The following is a 16,949-nucleotide window of genomic DNA, read 5'->3' as shown; positions in this document are numbered from 1 at the left end:
AACCGGTGCGGTCGCGGGCGTCCACGACGCGGGACGCCCGTGACCGCCGGAAGCAGCACGGTGCCCGGACGGTTGACAATGGTGTCTCCGCATCGTCCGACAGGAAGCGCGCCGTGAACCAGCCTCGTATGAACGTCGAGTCGTTCAACCTCGACCACCGCACCGTCGCCGCACCGTACGTCCGCCTCGCGGACCAGAAGGTCCTGCCCGCGGGCGACGTGATCCAGAAGTACGACGTGCGCTTCACGCAGCCCAACAAGGGCCACCTCGAGATGCCGGCCGTGCACTCGCTCGAGCACCTGTTCGCCGAGCACTCGCGCAACCACTCGGACCGCGTGATCGACTTCTCGCCGATGGGCTGCCAGACCGGCTTCTACCTGATCCTCCAGGGCGAGTGGGACTACGACGACGTGCTCGGCCTCGTGCAGTCGACGCTCGAGGACGTCGTCGAGGCGACCGAGGTGCCCGCCGCGAACGAGGTGCAGTGCGGGTGGGGCGCGAACCACACGCTCGAGGGTGCCCAGGAGGCCGCGCGCGGGTTCCTCGCGGAGCGCGCCGGCTGGAGCACGGTGACCGCGTGATCGCCGTCGACGCCGTCGTCGTCACGGCCATGGCCGACGAGGCGGCACCGTTCGTCGCGCGTGCCGACTTCGTCGGGCCGGTCACGCGCGTGGGCCACGCGCAGCACCGCATGCTCACGCTCGCCGGACGGCAGGTCCTGCTCGTCGTCAGCGGCATCGGGCTCGTCAACGCCGCGACCGCCGCGGCCGTCGCCATCAACGCCACGCACCCCCGCGCGCTCGTGAGCGCGGGCAGTGCCGGCGGGGTGGGCGTCGAGGTGCGGGTCGGGGACGTCGTCGTCGGGTCGGAGTACGTGTACTCGGGCGCGGACGCGCGCGCGTTCGGCTACGAGCTCGGCCAGGTCCCCGGCATGCCCGAGGTCTACGCCGCCGAGCACGCGCTGCACGACGCCGCCACCGCGGCGACCGTCGACCTGCGCGTCCTGTCCGGCACCGTGCTGTCGGGCGACGCGTTCATCGACGCGTCTCGCGTCGACGCGATCCGCTCGGCGTTCCCGGGCGCGCTCGCGACCGACATGGAGTCCGCGGCGCTCGCGCACACCAGCCACCTGTACGGCGTGCCGTTCCTGTCCGTGCGCGGCATCTCCGACCTGTGCGGGCCCGTCGCGAACGACGACTTCCTCACGCACGTCGACGACGCCGCGGACCGCTCGGCCGCGGTCGTCATCGAGCTCCTCCGCGCGATGGCCGAGGAGCCCACGCCGCACCTCGTGCCCTGACGCCCGAGCGGGACCGGGCGCCGTCGTGGTGCCCGGTCCGCTCGCGTCCGGCCACCTCCGGCCACCGACCCGCGGTCGACGTGACCGTCATGGCTCGATCTCGAACGACACCCGGTGCCCGGGCGCCTCGTCGGTCACGTCCACCGACGTCACGGACGCCCCGCGCGGCCCCTGCCGCGCCCAGCCGACGAACTCGTGGACCGCCTCCGCGTCGCCCTCGACGACCGCCTCGACGGCCCCGTCGGACCGGTTCCGCACCCACCCGGCGACGCCGAGCCGCGCGGCCTCGCGCGCCGCGCTCCACCGGTAGCCGACGCCCTGCACGACCCCGTGCACGACCACGCGTCGCGCCACGTGCGCCATCCCGCTCCCCCTCCCGCGTCCCGGCCGGGACCCCGCGTCGATCGTGGCACCGGTGCCCGGTATCTGCGCCCGGGCGGGGAGCACCTTCGAGGGTGAACGCCGGCGCCTTTCGGGGGCGAGGTCGCCGGGCCCGACCACCTGGCCGCGCGGGGGCCCGTGATGGACGAGTACGCCGATCTCGAGATCCAGCTGTACCGCAAGGACGACGTCACCTACGGCATCTGGCCCGCCCTCACGCTGCCACGCAGCGACGCGGACGCGCGGCTCGACGGTGACGGCGCGGGCTTCGTGGCGCACATCGACCCCGACGCGCTGCGCGACCTGGACCCGACCGAGTACGGCCGTGCGCTCGGCAAGGGACTGCTCGGCGGCGGGTTCGGCGCCGCGTTCCGCCAGGCGGTGCAGACCGCGTCCAGCAACGGGGTGCGGCTGCGCGTGCGGCTCGTCGTCGACCCGGCCCCCGAGGCCGCGGCCCTGCACGGCGTGCGCTGGGAGACGCTGCGCGACCCCGACGACGACCGGACGCTCCTCACGGACGAGAACGTGCTGTTCTCCCGGTTCCTCGGCAGCCGCGACTGGCGCCCGGTGCGGCCGCGCTCGCGCGGCGACCTGCGCGCGCTCGTCGTGGTCGCGTCGCCCACGGACGTCGGCGAGTACGCACCGCAGGGCCGGGGTGCGCTCGCACCGCTCGACGTCGAGGAGGAGGTCGAACGCGCGCGGACGGCGCTCGGCGGCATGGCCGTCACCGTGCTGCCCGGGGAGGCGACGCCGACGGCGGCGCATGTCGTCGCGGAGCTCCGGCGCGGGTACGACATCGTCTACCTGGTCTGCCACGGCTACCTGCAGCACCACGAGCCCGTGCTGCTGCTCGTCGACGACGACGGTGCGGGCGCACCGATGCTCGGCAGCGACCTCGTCCAGCAGCTCGGCGAGCTGTCCCGGACGCCCGGCCTCGTGTTCCTCGCGTCGTGCCGCAGCGCGGGCGAGGGCGAGGACGCGCGGTCCGACGACGCGGGCGTGCTCGCGGCCCTCGGTCCGCGGCTCGCCGCGGCGGGCGTCCCCGCGGTCGTCGCGATGCAGGGCGACGTGACCATGGCGACGGCCGGCACGTTCGCGTCCGCGTTCTTCCGCAGCCTCGACAGCGACGGGCTCGTCGACCGCGCGTGCGCGGTCGGGCGGGCGGCCGTGCGCGACCGGTACGACTGGTGGGTTCCCACGCTGTTCATGCGGCTGCGCAGCGGGCGCATGTGGTACGACTCGGGCGGCCCGCAGGGGCTGTTCGAGAAGTGGCCGTCGGTCGTGCGCGACATCGAGGACGAGAAGTGCACGCCGATCATCGGGCCCGGGATCAGCGACCTGCTGCTGGGGTCGCGCCAGGAGGTGGCCCGCGCGTGGGCGAACCGGTACCGGTTCCCGATGGCGCCGCACAACCGCGAGAGCCTCCCGCAGGTCGCGCAGTACCTCGCGATCAACCAGAGCCGGTCGTTCCCGCGCTCCGAGCTCGAGCAGCACGTGCGCCGCACGGTGATCGAGCGGTTCGGTGACGAGATCCCCGAGCTGCTGCGCACGGGCCGCCCACCCATCGAGGACGTGCTCGCGGCGGGCTGGCACGCGTTGCGCGACCGCGGCGCGATCGAGCCGTACTCGGTGCTCGCCGACCTGACCGCACCCGTCTACATCACGACGCAGCCGACCCGGCTGCTCGCGAACGCGCTCGAGGCCGCCGGCAAGCAGCCCGAGGTCGAGCTGTGCCGCTGGAACGACGACATCGACTGGCCCGAGTCGGTCTACGAGCGCGAGCCCGCGTACCGGCCCACCGTGCAGCGACCGCTCGTCTACCACCTGCTCGGACTCCTGGAGGTGCCCGAGTCACTGGTGCTCACCGAGGACGACTACTTCGACTACCTCATCGGTGTCACCCAGAACCGCGAGCTGGTCCCCCGGCACGTGCGCGGCGCGCTGACCCGGACCGCGCTCATGTTCGTCGGCTTCCGCCTCGACGAGTGGGACTTCCGCGTCCTGTACCGCAGCGTCATGAACTACGAGGGCAAGTCGGCGAACGACCACACGCACGTCGCGGTGCAGGTCGACCCCGAGGAGGGCTCGACCAGCGACCCGGCCCGCGCCCGCGCCTACCTCGAGGGCTACTTCCGCGACGGCGCCCGCGTCAGCCTCTACTGGGGCAGCACCGAACGGTTCGTCAAGGAGCTGCACGACCAGTGGGGGTCCCGGTGACGGGCGTCCTGCCCGACGTGCAGACGGGCAACCCGTACGTCGGGCCGCAGTCGTTCCGGGCCGGGCAGCACCTCTACGGGCGCGCCGTCGCGCTCGACACGCTGTTCAACCTGGTCGTCGCCGAGCGCATCGTGCTGCTCTACTCCCCCTCCGGCGCGGGCAAGTCGTCGCTCATCAACGCCGCCCTGATCCCCGACCTGAACCGCGAGGGGCTCGAGGTGCTGCCCGTGATCCGGGTCAACACCCCGCACGTCGCGACCATGCAGCCACCCCCGCGCAACCGGTACCTCATGAGCACGCTCATGTCGCTCGAGTCCGACGTCCCCGAGGACCGGCAGGTCCCGCTCGACCGGCTGCGCGACATGACGCTCGCCGAGTACCTCGAGCAGCGGCCCGACCAGGACGGCATCCCCGGCAACGAGGTGCTCGTCTTCGACCAGTTCGAGGAGGTCCTCAGCCTCGACCCGACCGACGAGGACGCCAAGCGGGAGTTCTTCGCGCAGGTCGGCGAGGCGCTGCGGGCCCACCGGCTGTGGGCGCTCTTCGCCATCCGCGAGGACCACCTCGCCGGGCTCGAGCCCTACCTGCGGGCCGTGCCGACGCGGCTGCGCACCCGGTACCGCCTCGACCTGCTCACCGCGGACGAGGCGTTCGACGCCGTCGTGCGGCCCGCGCAGGACGCCGGCGTCGAGTTCCGCGCCGAGGCGGCGCACGCGCTCGTCGACGACCTGCGCCAGGTCCGCGCGCAGCGGCTCGACGGCACCGTCGACGTGCTCGGCGCGTACGTCGAGCCCGTCCAGCTCCAGCTCGCGTGCACCACCATCTGGGCGCGCCGCGACCCGGGCAGCACGGAGATCACCACGGCCGACGGCGTCGCCGGCGGGTCCGTCGAGCAGGCGCTCGCCGACTACTACGACCGGCGCGTCGCCGAGGCCGCACGCGTCACCGACGTGCGCGAGGACGTCATCCGGGACTGGTTCGAGCGGCGCCTCATCACGCCGCAAGGGCTGCGCGGGCAGGTCCTCGAAGGTCCCCTCGGCACCGCCGAGGCCGACGGGCCGATCCTGCGCGAGCTCGAGCACCTCATCCGCCCCGAGACCCGGCGGCAGGCGACCTGGTACGAGCTCTCGCACGACCGGTTCATCGAGCCCGTCCGGCGCAGCAACGCCCGCTGGCGCGCGCAGCACCTCACCGGGTTCGAGCAGGCCGCCGCGCTGTGGGACGAGAACGGGCGGCAGCGCCGCCTGCTGCTCACCGGGTCCCACCTCGCGTCCGCGACGGCCGACGTCGCCACCCGGCGCCGGCCGCTGCAGCCGCACGAGCGCGAGTTCCTCGAGGCGTCCCAGGCGCTCGAGGCCGACCGGCGGCGCGACCGGCGGCGGCGCCTCTGGATGCGGGTGCTCGTCCTCGCGCTCGCGGTGCTCCTGGTCGCCGCGATCGGGCTGTACGGCCAGACGCAACGCGTGCTCGGCACGGCGAAGGCCGACCGGGCCCGGGAGCGGACGCTGTTCACCGCCCTCGCCGACCTGGACCAGGACGCCGAGAAGGCCGCCCGCGCGGCCGTCGACGTCGGACGCGACGACCTGAGCGGCGACGAGCCGCTGGGGTCCAACACGCGCGACCTGCTCCACCTCGCCGCGACGTCGACGCCCGTCGTCGCGCTGCTCGACACCGACGGACCCGTCGACGTGCTCGTCGAGTCGCTCGACGGGCAGACGGTCGTCACCGTCGACTCCGCCGTGACCGTCTGGGCGCGGGAGGTCGACGACGCCGGGCGCACCACGTTCGCGCGTGCCGCGACCCTCCTCGACGGCGAGTCGCCCGTCGCCGCCGACGTCAGCGCGGACGGCTCCGTCGTCGTCGCGGGCCTCGAGGACGGCACGATCGTCGTCTGGGAGCGGGCCGACGGGTCCACCGCACGCTGGGCGGGTCCGGCCGGGCTGCACACCGTCGTCGCCGCACCCGACGGCCGCTCGGTCGTGTCGCTGGGACCTGACACGTCGGCCACCCTGTGGGCCGTCGACGGCGGCCGGCGGGCCGACCGGCACCGTCTGTTCGACGCGACCGCGGCGCAGGCCGGCGACGCCGACGCCGCGACCGCCTGGCCCTTCACGGCGGCGTTCAGCGCGGACGGCCGGACGCTCGCCACGGGAGACGACACCGGCACCGTCCAGCTGTGGGACGTCGCGGCGGGCCGCCTCCTGCAGCGCCTGGAGGTCGGCGGAGCCGTGCAGCAGCTGCGGTTCGGGCCCGGCGCCGCGACGCTCGGCACGTCCGACGACTCCGGCGCCGTCGTGTGGGACCTCGCGACGGGCGAGAAGTCCGCGACCGTGACCGACCCCGGTCTCACCGGCTTCGTGTTCGGCCCCGACCTGACGACCGTGCTCGCGTCCGCCTCGTGGGGCGCCGTGCAGCGCTTCGACGTCGCGACCGGCGCACGGGACGGCACGGCGTTCCTGCCGGGCACGGGCGTGAGCGGCGTGCTCCCCGACGAGACGACGCCGCGGCAGGCGCTCGTGCTCGCGTCGGACGGCCGGACCGGCGTGTGGCAGCTCGCCGACGACGGGGACGCGCGGGCCGTCGACGTGTCGGAGGGGGTCGCCTACGGCGTGCGCGCCGACGGCACCGTCGTCCGCAGCGACGACACGGGGATCGCGACCGCGACGCCCGTCGTCGCACCCGACAGCCCGTGGACGATCGACGCCGACGAGCCGGGCGCCCGCGTGGCGACCGTCAACCCGGACGGCACCGTGCGCGTGTGGGACACGACGACCGGCGCGCTGCTGCACGAGGTGCTGTCCGGGCCCGACCAGCCGTTCGTGGACGACGCGAGCGTCGCGGGCGGGCGGCTCGCGCTCGCCGTCGCGGGCGAGGTGCGGCTCGTCGACGTCGCGACCGGGGCGGCCGTGGGCGCCCTCCAGCCGGCCGAGGACGCCGGGCACGTCGAGCTGCTCCCGGACGGATCGGCCGCCGTGGTCGCCTACGCCGCGGCCGCGTCAACGGACCCGGCGACCTCCGTCGCGGAGGTCGGCGAGGTCCTGCCCACCGCGGGGGGCATCCCGGTGCGGCTGCGCATGCCGCTGGCGCGCGGCGACGCCCCGTCCGACGTGGCCGTCGGGTCCGGCGCGCGGCAGGTCGCCGTCACGACGCAGGCCGGCGTGCTCGGGCTCTTCGACCGGACGACCGGACGGCTCCTGTGGAGCACGCCGCTCCCGCACCTGCGGCCGCAGACGCTCGCCTTCACGAGCGACGGCCTCGTGGTGGCGACCGGTGAGCGCGGCATCGACGTCGTCGACGCCCGGCGCGGCCGGGTCGTGCGGGAGATCCCGTCGAGCACGTGGCTCGACGTCGCGACCGTGTCGGGGCGCGCGGGCGACGTCGTCGTCACGCTCTGGGGCGGTCAGGTCGTCGAGGTGCCGCTAGACGACCGCGGTCTGGTGGACGGGGTCGAGCAGCGGCTCGTCGAGACGGGCTGAGCGCGCGCGTCGTCGGCGCGGGGTGCCGTCGTCCCGTCAGAGCGGGACGAGGCCACCTGCCCCCGGCGGCGCCGCCCGCACGGCCGGGTCGCCGAGGACCACGAGCCCGCGCGCGTCGTGCACGGCGGTCCACAGCGCGACCAGGTCGGCGTCGGGGAACGGCTTGCCGAGCCGCTCCGACGCGTCGATCCGGGCCGTGAGCAGCGTCGCGAGCGACGCGTACCGCGAGGTCAGGTCCTCGAGCGCGTGGCCGACGCGCCTCCCGTCGAGCAGGCCGAGCAGCGCGCCGCGGAACGCCCCCGTCTGCGCGGTCGTGCCGTGCCACAGGAACGCGCACGACCAGGTGCGGTCGACGTGCCCGACGAACGCGAGCGCACCGCCCGCTGGGTGGCCGAGCAGCCGTGCGGGCAGCGGAGCCGTGGCGTCCTGGGCAGCGATCTCGACGAGCGTCGCACCCGGCCCCGCCGGGTAGTCGCTGTACCGGGGCGTGCCCGCGCCGTAGCAGGCGAACGCGAGCACGACGCGGGGGCGGACGGGTGCGGCGGCGTCGACGTCGGTCGCGGCGAGGTACTGGGCGGGGGTCAGCGGCCCGCGCTGCTGGACGGGTCCCGGCCAGTCCTGGCACACGAGCGCGCCGCCGAGCCCCAGCGCCGTCGCCTGGGGGCCGCCGAGGCCGTGGCTCGCCGTGAACAGCACGTCGGGACCGTCGGGCGCGTGCAGCAGCGTGCGCAGGCGCTGCTTCGTCGCGGGCTCCCCCGCGTCCGCCGCGACCGACCACGCCGACGCCGACCGGCCGACCTCGTCGAGCAGGGGCGCGAGCAGGAGGCGGCTGCTGAGGTCGGTCGCCGTGTCGTCGGGGTTGCGCGGGCCGAACAGCCGGGCGGAACGCGCCCCGTGCTGTGCGGCGGCGGCAGCCGCGTCGCGGTCCTCCGCGGCCAGCACCGACGCGGCGTACGCGGCGTAGGCGGCCGCGTCGGGCAGGTCCAGACGGCCGACCGCGTACGCGACCCCGAGCTGGTACTGCAGGTCGAACGGCAGCGCGCCCGGTCCGCCGACGAGGAGCAGGTAGTACGGCACGACGCGCGGGTCGACGACCGTCGGCGTCGCGCCGTACCGCACGAGGAACGTGTCGGCGTCCTCCCCGTCCTCGACGACGAGGTGCCGGAACCGGTCGCCGGCCTGCTGCCGGCGCCGGGCCAGCAGGGGCTCGAGCGCCGCCAGGACGGCCGCGTCGACGTCGGGCGCGGTGACGATCCCCCACCCGACCGAGCCGAGGTCGTCGGCGTCGAAGCCGACCGTCACCCCGAGGTGCCGCTCGTCCGCCTGGCTCCGCCGCCGCAGCCGCCGCTCGTCACCGCCACCCGGCACGGGTGCGTCCCGCAGCGCCGCCGCGAGGTCGCCGAGCGCGGTCGGCGGGGTCAGGTACGTGCCGGTCGCGACGTCGAGCCCGTCGACGACGAGCAGGTCGTCCGGGCCCACGGGATCGTCCACGGCACACCTCCCCGCTGCGGGTGCCCTCGTCCGCTCGTCACGCTAGGGGGCGGCGTGCGACGCGGGAAGGTGCGCCGGCGGATCTCACCCGCCGTCAGGCGCCGGTGCTGCGCTCCCAGAGACCGCGCACGTAGGCGGCCTGGCCCGCGTGCTGGACGTCGTCGTCGACGATGCTGACGAGCCGGACGCCGAGCGTCACGGGCGGGTCCCAGGACTCGTCGACGACCGTGTCGAGGTCGTCCGGCTGAAGACGCTCGAGGTAGGCGACGGTCTGCGCGGCGACCTCGTCGTAGTAGCCGAGCAGCAGGTCGCCCGGCACGTCGACCGCGGCGACGTCGTCGGGCGACTGCCCGTACCCGGTCGCCCGGGCGGTGAACGGCAGCCCGAACCGCTCGGCCCAGCCCCGGGCCGTCCACACCTGCTCGACGCCCGCGACGTGCGCGATCTGCGCGTCCTGCCCGCGCGCCGCGTGCCACACGAGCCACGCGATCGAGTTCGCGCCCGGGTCGGGCCGGTACGTCAGGGCCTCGGGCGGCAGACCGTCGACCGTGCCGTGCAGCACGGGTCCGACGCGGCCCAGGGCCTCGACGAGCAGGTCGGCGACGTCCATGCGTCCTCCTCGGTGGGTCGCACGGGCGGCGACCGACCCGTTCGACGGTAGCCACGGGCGCGGTGGCCCGCCCGCGCAGGCGCTCGCCGCGCCCGGGGTTCAGGCGTCCCAGTCGACGCGCACGGACAGGCCGGCGAACCGCGCGTACGCCGCGAACGCCGTCTCGACGGCAGCCCGCTCAGGGTCCGTGAGCGCGCGTGCCGGGCGCGGCTGCGCGACGACCCCGTCGCGCGCGACGACCCGTCGCCACCACCCGACGACCTGCCCGTCGACCAGCAGCGGCGCGATCACCATGTTCGACCCGGGCGGGGCGATGCTCAGCCCGGCGACGTTGGTGACGAACCGGCTCGCGGTATACGCGACGCCGTACTCGTCGTAGCCCTGCAGCACGTGCACGGTCGGCGAGGGGTCGGCTGCGGGTGCCGGGCCGGGCGCCGACCACAGCCGCACGCCGTCGACCTCGTCCTCGACGAGCTCGCCCTCGCACAGCGCGATCCCGCGCCGCACCTGCGTGAGCGTGAGTGTGGCCCACCACCCCAGGTCCTTCTCCGCCGCCGGCCCGTGCCCGGTGAAGAACCGCCGGGTGAGCTCCGCGAGCGCGTCGTCTCCCCGCAGGTCGGGGCCCTCGGCGACGCGCCCGTCGACCAGCGCGTACGTCTGCTGCGTGCCGCGCACCGCGCCGCTGGCGACCACGGCGTCGAGCTCGAGGCGCATGAGCAGGTAGGCCAGCCGCAGCCCGGACGCCTCGACACCGGCGCGCGCCAGGACGTCGCCGAGCTCCCCGCGCGTGAGGTGCTCGCCGCCGCGCAGCGCCGTGGTGACGGCGCGGTGCGTCCGCGCGACCGCCTCGTCGTCGATGCCGACCTGCCGCTCGACGGACCGGTTGACCTGCACGACGCGCGGGCCGGTCAGCGCCTGGACCCAGCGCAGGTCCTCCGCGGCGAGGTAGTGCCACGTGGCCCGCAGCGCGTGCGTGCGCACGATCCGCCCGTCGTCGAGCGCGGCCCGGACGGTCGCGTCGTCGGTGCCGCTGCGCATGCCGAGCGACCAGCGCGACATCGGCACCTCCTGCGCCTGCGACGCGACGAGGTGCCGCACGACGGCGAGCGGGTCGGGCAACGGCGGGCCCGACAGGTGCTGGCGGTGGAGGCGGCGGTGGGCGACCTCGACGGCGTCCATGCTGCGGATCCTAGGCGCGACCTGGGTGTTCCCCGTGCGGTCACGCGGCGTCGACCGACCGGACATGCGGGGGCCAACCGGACGCGGTCGACTGGACGTCATGCGAACCCGTCGCGCTGTCGCGCTCGCTCTCGTCGCCGTCTCCGCCGCGCTGGGCGGCACGGTCGCCGCCTCGCTCCCCGCCGCCGCCGGCGGGTCCCCGGGCCACGGCCCGTCAGCGGACCGCGGTCCCGCCCTCGTCTCCCGCGCCACGCTCTCCGCGGACTTCCTCGCCGACGGCCCGTCGTCGGGTGCGGCCGTCACGCCCGCCAACGGCCGCACCGGCCCGTTCGCCGGTCAGGTCATCCCCGGGTTCTCCGGTGCCCTGGACAACGGCGACGGCTCGTTCTGGGGGCTGCCGGACAACGGCTTCGGCAGCAAGACGAACTCCGCCGACTTCCTGCTCCGGATGTACCTGGTCACGCCCGACTGGCGGTCGGGGACGATCCAGGTCGGCCGGCACATCTCGTTCCAGGACCCCGACCACCGCATCGACTTCCCGCTGACCCGCTCCGACCGCCTGCTCACGGGCGCCGACTTCGACGTCGAGTCCGTGCAGCGCGCCCAGGACGGCACGCTGTGGGTCGGCGAGGAGTTCGGGCCGTTCCTGCTGCACTTCAGCGCCGACGGCGTGCTGCTGTCCGCACCCGTGCCGTTCCCCGACGGCAAGTCGCCCGCCAACCCGTACCTCGCGCCCGGCGAGACCCCGCGCGTCGCGAGCAGCCGCGGGTTCGAGGCGCTCGCCGCGTCGCCCGACGGCCGTCGTCTGTACCCGGTCGTCGAGGGTGCGCTCACCGACGACACCGACAAGCGCCGCCGGTTGGTCTACGAGTTCGACCCCCGCGCGCAGCAGTACACCGGCCGCACGTGGCAGTACCAGACCGACGCCGAGGCGAACGTGATCGGCGACGCGCAGTGGGTCGGCAAGGACCGGCTCTGGCTCGTCGAGCGCGACGACTTCGACGGCGCCGCGTCCGTCATCAAGCGCGTCTACGAGGTCGACCTGTCGACGACGGACCGCGACGGGTTCGTCCGCAAGACGCTGATCCTCGACGCCCTGCGCATCGCGGACCCGCGGGGCGTCAGCGCCGGCGGCGGCTACGGCACGGGCGAGACGTTCGCGTTCCCGGTCCAGTCGTTCGAGACGATCGTGCCGCTCGGCCGCGACCGGCTGCTGCTCGCGAACGACAACAACTACCCCGGCAACGCCGCCCGCGTCCCCGGCACCCCCGACGCGACCGAGATGGTGGTCGTCGACCTGCGCGGTGTGCGCCTCGCCGAGCCCGACGACACGCTCGTCGTCGGTCACCGCGGCGCGTCGGGCTACCGGCCCGAGCACACGCTCGCGTCGTACGAGACGGCGATCCTGCAGTGCGCCGACTACATCGAGCCCGACCTCGTGAGCACCAAGGACGGCGTGCTCGTCGCCCGGCACGAGAACGAGATCGGCAGCACGACGGACGTCTCGACGCGGGCCGAGTTCACGTCGCGCCGCACCACCAAGACGATCGACGGGGTCAGCCTCACGGGCTGGTTCACCGAGGACTTCACGCTCGCCGAGCTCCGCACGCTGCGCGCCAAGGAGCGCATCCCGGCCGTCCGCCCGGGCAACACCGCGTTCGACGGCCGCTACCAGGTGCCGACGTTCGACGAGGTCCTGGACCTCGCGCGGACCTCCCGCACGTGCGCGGGCGAGCCGGTCGGCGTCTACCCGGAGACCAAGCACCCGACGTACTTCGACGGCATCGGCCTCTCGCTCGAGGAGCCGCTGCTCGCGGCGCTCGCCGCCAACGGCTTCGACGGCCGGCGCGCGCCCGTCATCATCCAGAGCTTCGAGACGTCGAACCTGAGGGAGCTCTCCCGGCAGACGAAGCTGCCGCTCGCGCAGCTGATCAACTGCTCCGGCGCCCCGTGGGACCTCGTCGCCGCCGGTGACACCCGCACCTACGCCGACCTCGTCACCCGCGAGGGCCTGCGCGGCATCGCCCGCTACGCCGACGGCATCGGCGCCTGCAAGGACGTGCTGATCCCGCGCGACGCGTCGGGGGCGCTCCGCTCGCCGTCGCCGGTCATCCGCGACGCCCACCGCGCCGGCCTCACCGTCCACGGCTGGACCTTCCGGGCCGAGAACCAGTTCCTGCCCACGCAGTTCCGCGTCGGCACCGACCCGAACTCGCACGGCGACCTGAAGGGCGAGATCCGCACCTTCCTGCGCGCCGGCATGGACGGCTTCTTCACCGACCACCCCGACGTGGGCGCCGCCGCCGTCGGCTGACGCGACCGCGACCACGCGCGAGGCCCCGGGGTGGCACGCCCCGGGGCCTCGTCGCGTCCCGGCCTGCGGGTGCAGACTCGGCGGTGACGGCGTCGTCGGGAGGGGTGCCATGAGCACGCACGCGTACCTGCGGATCGAGTCGGTCGAGGGTGGGTCCACCGACCGCCACCACGAGGGGTGGATCGAGGTGCGGTCGTTCACGTGGTCCGAGACCTCGGGCGCGGGTGCCGGTGGGCACGCCGCGGTCTCCGGTCGTGTCACCGCGAGCCCCCTCGTCGTGACCGCCGACGTCAGCGTCGCCTCGCCGCGCCTCATGGTCGCGTGCGCGCGCAACGAGCGGTTCGACGTCGCGGAGCTCGAGGTCGTGCAGGCCGGGGAGAACGGCGGACGCCCGTTCCTGCGGTGGCGGCTGCAGGACGTCGTCGTGTCGGGCTACGCGGTCACGGCGGAGGACTTCCTGCCGGTCGACACGATCACCCTGCGGTTCGAGTCCCTGCGGTTCGACGTCGTGCCGCAGCAGCCCGACGGCACCCCCGGCTCCCCCGTCACCGGCGAGGTCGACTTCACACGACCGTCCCGCTGACGCCGCGGGCGCTCAGTCGCTCCCGACGTCCACCAGCGCGACCCGCAGCCGCACGGTGTCGCCGACGTCGCACGACTCCGCCCGACGGACCGCCTTCTTGAGCGGCAGCACGTACGTCTTGGCCTTGTCGTCGGGGAACACCGACGTGCGCCAGACGGACCCGCCGAGCGTCACCTCGACCCGCACCGACCCGAACCCGCGCGTGACCCCGGACGACACCTCGAGCACGTCGTCGGCGATGTCCGTCGGCAGGCTGACGAAGACCCACGAGTCCGTCTTGCGGGCGTCCCACCGCCACAGCGGCGCGTCGAACTCGTACGTCGGCCGGTCGGTCATGACGGCATCGTCGCAGGCCGCACCGACACGTTGACGCCGTGCGCTCGCCGCCGGGAGGGTGGGCGGGTGCGCACCGCCACGGACGTCGTCGACGAGCTGCGCCGCCACGCGGACCAGCGGGAGCACGCGAAGACGACCCGTCGCATGGTCGGCGTCCCGCTGAGCGTGGTCGGGGTTCGGATGGGCACCGTGTTCGCGGTCGCGAAGGAGCACCGGGCGCTGCCGCTCCCGGAGGTCGCCGCGCTGCTGGAGCGCGACGAGTACGAGTCGCGGATGGTCGGGGTGTCGGTGCTCGACTTCCGCGCTCGCGCGCCGCGGCTCGACGACGACGGGCGGCAGGCGCTCTACGACGTGTGGATGGACCACCTCGACCGGATGGTCGCGTGGGACCTGGTCGACCGGTCGGCGCCACGAGTCGTCGGCCTGCACCTGCGCAGCCGCTCGCGCGACCCGCTGTTCACGCTCGCCGCGTCGCCCGACGTCATGCACCGCCGTGCCGCCGTCGTCGCGTCCTTCGCCCTCATCCGTGAGCGGGACCTCGACGACCCCCTCGCGATCTGCGGACTTCTCGCCGGCGACCGTGACCCGCTCGTGCAGAGCCCGATCGGCACCGCGCTGCGCGAGGTCGGCCGCGTCGATGCCGCTCGCCGTGACGCCTTCCTCGCGACCCATGCCGCGGTGATCAGCGCAGCGGCTCGCCGAGTCGCACGGGGCTCTGGTGAGGCATCAGTCGCCGGCGTCGACGCGTTCCCGACGTTCCCGCCGGTCACGCGGCACACGATCACCTTCGACGACGTCATGGCGCGGCGTGACGACTGAGCCCGGCTCGCACCTCGACCTCACGTGCACGCCGCGATGCGCGTCGCGGTCCGGCGCTGGCCGGTCTACGCGTGCTCGTCGCGGGTCAGGAGCGTCACGACCTCGTAGTGGGTCGTCTGGGGGAACATGTCGAGGACCCGGCCACGGACGGGACGCAGGGACGGCATGGCGGCGAGGTCGCGGGCCAGCGAGCGGGCGTTGCACGACGAGTAGACGACCGTCCCGACGCCCGACCGTTCGAGCCAGCCGGCCAGGTCGGGGCCGATGCCGCGTCGCGGCGGGTTGACGACGACGAGGTCGGGCACGTCGGCGGGTGACGCGCCGAGCGCGAAGGCGGTCGCGTCGTCGGCGCGGAACGTGGTGCGGGTCAGGCCCGCGTCGCGCGCGGTGAGGGTCGCGCTCGCGACGGCCTCGGCGGACGTCTCGACGCCGACGACGTCGCGCGCGCCGTCGGCGACGTGCAGGGCGAACCCGCCGACGCCGCAGTAGAGATCCCACACGGACGCCGGCGCGGCGTCGTCGACCCACGCGGCGGCCTGCCGGTAGAGCGCGGCGGCGACGTCGGTGTTCGTCTGGAAGAAGCTCTGCGGGCGCAGGTGCAGGTCGAGGCCGTTGACGCGCATACGGAGGGTCTCCTCCGGCGTCAGCAGGATCTCCCGCTCCCCTTCGAGCACGGCCTTGTGCTCGGGCAGCAGGTTGACGGACGCGACGACGAGGCGCGGGAGCTGCGCGCGCAGCCACGGCAGGTGCTTGCGGATGCGGGCCACCGCCTCCTGCGAGCGCAGCACGAACCGCAGCATGAGGTCGCCGTCGGGCGACTCGGTGAGCAGCAGGTGCTTGAGCTCGCCGCGACGCGCGGGGACGTCGTAGGGCTCGAGCCGGGCCAGGGTGACGAACGCCGTCAGCACCGGGAAGGTCACCGACAGGGAGGCCGGGTAGAGGCCGCAGCCCTGGAGGTCCACGCCGACGCCGGCCGCGTCGAGGATGCCGAGCGTCGGGGCGTCGACGGTCCCGCCGACGACCATCTTGGCCTTGTTGCGGAACCCCTCCTCGGGGCTGGCCACGGGGTCGAGCCAGACGAGGTCGCGGTGCGCGGCGAGCAGGTCGACGCACAGGTCCTGCTTGGCGGCGAGCTGGTCGCCGTAGGGCCGGCCCATCCACGTGCAGGAGGTGCACCGCTCGGCGTCGTAGTAGGGGCACTGCACGGTCCACCAGCCTACGTGCCGTGTATCTGTGGCCTACGTCACACCTCTTGTCCGTGCAGGGGGCGCAGTCGGTGTTCGCGCGCGGGCGGGGAGACGTCATGGACAGCCGGAACGGCGGCCTCGAGGTCGTCGACGCAGTGGTCGTCGGCTCGGGCTTCGGCGCCGCGGTCGCGGCGCAGCGGCTCGCGGAGGCGGGCAAGCAGGTCGTCGTCATGGAGCGCGGCCGGCGCTACGGGCCCGGGGACTTCGCCCGGACGCCCGCGCAGATGGGCCGGGCGTTCTGGGACCCCAGCGAGAAGCTCTACGGGCTGTTCGACGCGTGGTCGTTCCGCGGGCTGGAGGGGCTCGTGTCGAGCGGGCTCGGCGGTGGCTCGCTCATCTACGCGAACGTGCTGCTGCGCAAGGACGAGCACTGGTTCGTGCACGACTCCCCGCTTCCGGGCGGCGGGTACGAGCACTGGCCGATCAGCCGTGCCGACCTCGACCCGCACTACGACGTGGTCGAGAAGATGCTCGGCGCGACGCCCTACCCGTACGACGGCACCCCGAAGACGCGGGCCGTCGAGCAGGCCGCGGTCGCGCTCGGGATGCCGACGATCCGGCCGCCGCTCGCGGTGACGTTCGCCCGGCCCGACGAGGCGCCCGCGCCCGGCCTGGACCTCCCGGCCGCGGAGTACGGCACGGTCCACGCCGGGTCGCTCCGGCGGACCTGCACGCTGTGCGGCGAGTGCGACATCGGCTGCAACGTCGGTGCGAAGAACACGCTCGACCACACGTACCTGTCGTCCGCGGCGCACCACGGCGCCGACGTCCGGACGCTGCACGAGGTGCGCGCGGTGCGGCCGCTCGACGGCGGCGGCTACCTCGTCCGGTACGTCGTGCACCCGGAGGGCGCGCGCGGCGACATGGACACCCGCACCCGCGCGCTGCCGGAACGCTCGATCGTCGCTCGTCGCGTGATCCTGGGCGCCGGCACGTTCGGCACGACGTTCCTGCTGCTCCGCAGCCGCGCGTCGCTGCCCGGCCTCGGCCCGGCGC

At 74.7% G+C, this 16,949-nt stretch carries 14 protein-coding genes; 8 read left to right on the top strand and 6 right to left on the bottom strand.

The annotated features are described in order from the left end of the window. Positions 1 to 128 precede the first annotated feature (128 nt). Both CTKZ_RS13435 and CTKZ_RS13430 read left to right on the top strand, forming a co-directional pair. Complete coding sequence (locus CTKZ_RS13435; RefSeq protein ID WP_124343425.1) at positions 129 to 581, top strand: S-ribosylhomocysteine lyase; 453 nt, start codon at positions 129 to 131, stop codon at positions 579 to 581. Next, complete coding sequence (locus tag CTKZ_RS13430) at positions 578 to 1,300, top strand: 5'-methylthioadenosine/adenosylhomocysteine nucleosidase (RefSeq protein ID WP_124343424.1); 723 nt, start codon at positions 578 to 580, stop codon at positions 1,298 to 1,300. The genes CTKZ_RS13435 and CTKZ_RS13430 overlap by 4 nt, the downstream gene beginning before the upstream one ends. Before the next feature lie 87 nt (positions 1,301 to 1,387). Here CTKZ_RS13430 and CTKZ_RS13425 read toward each other — a convergent pair whose 3' ends face one another. Continuing rightward, positions 1,388 to 1,663, bottom strand: coding sequence for an acylphosphatase (locus CTKZ_RS13425; RefSeq protein ID WP_124343423.1), 276 nt, complete (start codon positions 1,661 to 1,663; stop codon positions 1,388 to 1,390). Between the two features lie 159 nt (positions 1,664 to 1,822). Between CTKZ_RS13425 and CTKZ_RS13420 the strand changes: the two genes are divergently transcribed. Continuing rightward, on the top strand, positions 1,823 to 3,898 hold the full coding sequence (locus CTKZ_RS13420) for a CHAT domain-containing protein (RefSeq protein ID WP_124343422.1): 2,076 nt from the start codon (positions 1,823 to 1,825) through the stop codon (positions 3,896 to 3,898). Next, positions 3,883 to 7,374, top strand: coding sequence for a WD40 repeat domain-containing protein (locus tag CTKZ_RS13415; RefSeq protein ID WP_124343421.1), 3,492 nt, complete (start codon positions 3,883 to 3,885; stop codon positions 7,372 to 7,374). Before CTKZ_RS13420 ends, CTKZ_RS13415 begins: the two co-directional genes overlap by 16 nt. Before the next feature lie 36 nt (positions 7,375 to 7,410). Here the strand turns inward: CTKZ_RS13415 and CTKZ_RS13410 are convergent, their stop codons facing one another. The 3 genes from CTKZ_RS13410 to CTKZ_RS13400 all read right to left on the bottom strand — a co-directional run bounded on the left by CTKZ_RS13410 (position 7,411) and on the right by CTKZ_RS13400 (position 10,654). After that, positions 7,411 to 8,865, bottom strand: coding sequence for a hypothetical protein (locus CTKZ_RS13410; RefSeq protein WP_124343420.1), 1,455 nt, complete (start codon positions 8,863 to 8,865; stop codon positions 7,411 to 7,413). Positions 8,866 to 8,959: 94 nt separating this feature from the next. Continuing rightward, on the bottom strand, positions 8,960 to 9,475 hold the full coding sequence (locus CTKZ_RS13405) for a mycothiol transferase (RefSeq protein WP_124343419.1): 516 nt from the start codon (positions 9,473 to 9,475) through the stop codon (positions 8,960 to 8,962). Positions 9,476 to 9,574: 99 nt separating this feature from the next. Further along, positions 9,575 to 10,654, bottom strand: coding sequence for a winged helix DNA-binding domain-containing protein (locus tag CTKZ_RS13400; RefSeq protein WP_160142903.1), 1,080 nt, complete (start codon positions 10,652 to 10,654; stop codon positions 9,575 to 9,577). A gap of 100 nt (positions 10,655 to 10,754) precedes the next feature. On the opposite strand from CTKZ_RS13400, the gene CTKZ_RS13395 reads away from it, so the two are divergent. Then, complete coding sequence (locus CTKZ_RS13395; RefSeq protein WP_124343417.1) at positions 10,755 to 12,968, top strand: esterase-like activity of phytase family protein; 2,214 nt, start codon at positions 10,755 to 10,757, stop codon at positions 12,966 to 12,968. A 109-nt stretch (positions 12,969 to 13,077) separates the two neighbouring features. Further along, the gene (locus tag CTKZ_RS13390; RefSeq protein ID WP_124343416.1) at positions 13,078 to 13,551 is read left to right on the top strand and encodes an Hcp family type VI secretion system effector; all 474 of its coding nucleotides are present in this window, start codon (positions 13,078 to 13,080) and stop codon (positions 13,549 to 13,551) included. A gap of 12 nt (positions 13,552 to 13,563) precedes the next feature. On the opposite strand, the gene CTKZ_RS13385 is transcribed toward CTKZ_RS13390, so the two are convergent. Continuing rightward, entirely contained in the window at positions 13,564 to 13,887 is a 324-nt protein-coding gene (locus CTKZ_RS13385) for a DUF1905 domain-containing protein (protein ID WP_124343415.1), read from the bottom strand. 66 nt (positions 13,888 to 13,953) lie between these two features. On the opposite strand from CTKZ_RS13385, the gene CTKZ_RS13380 reads away from it, so the two are divergent. Continuing rightward, positions 13,954 to 14,706 (top strand): DNA alkylation repair protein, encoded by a 753-nt coding sequence (locus tag CTKZ_RS13380; RefSeq protein WP_160142902.1) that lies wholly within the window; start codon positions 13,954 to 13,956, stop codon positions 14,704 to 14,706. Between the two features lie 65 nt (positions 14,707 to 14,771). On the opposite strand, the gene rlmC is transcribed toward CTKZ_RS13380, so the two are convergent. Then, positions 14,772 to 15,911: a 23S rRNA (uracil(747)-C(5))-methyltransferase RlmC gene (gene rlmC, locus CTKZ_RS13375; RefSeq protein WP_124343413.1), complete on the bottom strand. Its 1,140-nt coding sequence runs from the start codon at positions 15,909 to 15,911 to the stop codon at positions 14,772 to 14,774. Positions 15,912 to 16,009: 98 nt separating this feature from the next. Here rlmC and CTKZ_RS13370 point away from each other — a divergent pair. Next, positions 16,010 to 16,949 (top strand): NAD(P)-binding protein (locus CTKZ_RS13370; protein WP_148090495.1); only part of this gene is annotated, 940 nt, incomplete at its 3' end.

It is taken from the genome of Cellulomonas algicola (assembly GCF_003851725.1).
Classification (GTDB): domain Bacteria; phylum Actinomycetota; class Actinomycetes; order Actinomycetales; family Cellulomonadaceae; genus Cellulomonas; species Cellulomonas algicola.
Note: the sequence above shows the minus strand (reverse complement) of the source record. Positions and strands in the feature narration are given on the sequence as shown.

Bases quoted from the DNA above. Each gene is read 5' to 3' on its own strand.
- CTKZ_RS13435 (WP_124343425.1), top strand. From the start codon at position 129: ATGAACGTCGAGTCGTTCAACCTCGACCACCGCACCGTCGCCGCACCG.
- CTKZ_RS13425 (WP_124343423.1), bottom strand. From the start codon at position 1,663: ATGGCGCACGTGGCGCGACGCGTGGTCGTGCACGGGGTCGTGCAGGGC.
- CTKZ_RS13420 (WP_124343422.1), top strand. From the start codon at position 1,823: ATGGACGAGTACGCCGATCTCGAGATCCAGCTGTACCGCAAGGACGAC.
- CTKZ_RS13405 (WP_124343419.1), bottom strand. From the start codon at position 9,475: ATGGACGTCGCCGACCTGCTCGTCGAGGCCCTGGGCCGCGTCGGACCC.
- CTKZ_RS13400 (WP_160142903.1), bottom strand. From the start codon at position 10,654: ATGGACGCCGTCGAGGTCGCCCACCGCCGCCTCCACCGCCAGCACCTG.
- CTKZ_RS13395 (WP_124343417.1), top strand. From the start codon at position 10,755: ATGCGAACCCGTCGCGCTGTCGCGCTCGCTCTCGTCGCCGTCTCCGCC.
- CTKZ_RS13390 (WP_124343416.1), top strand. From the start codon at position 13,078: ATGAGCACGCACGCGTACCTGCGGATCGAGTCGGTCGAGGGTGGGTCC.
- CTKZ_RS13385 (WP_124343415.1), bottom strand. From the start codon at position 13,887: ATGACCGACCGGCCGACGTACGAGTTCGACGCGCCGCTGTGGCGGTGG.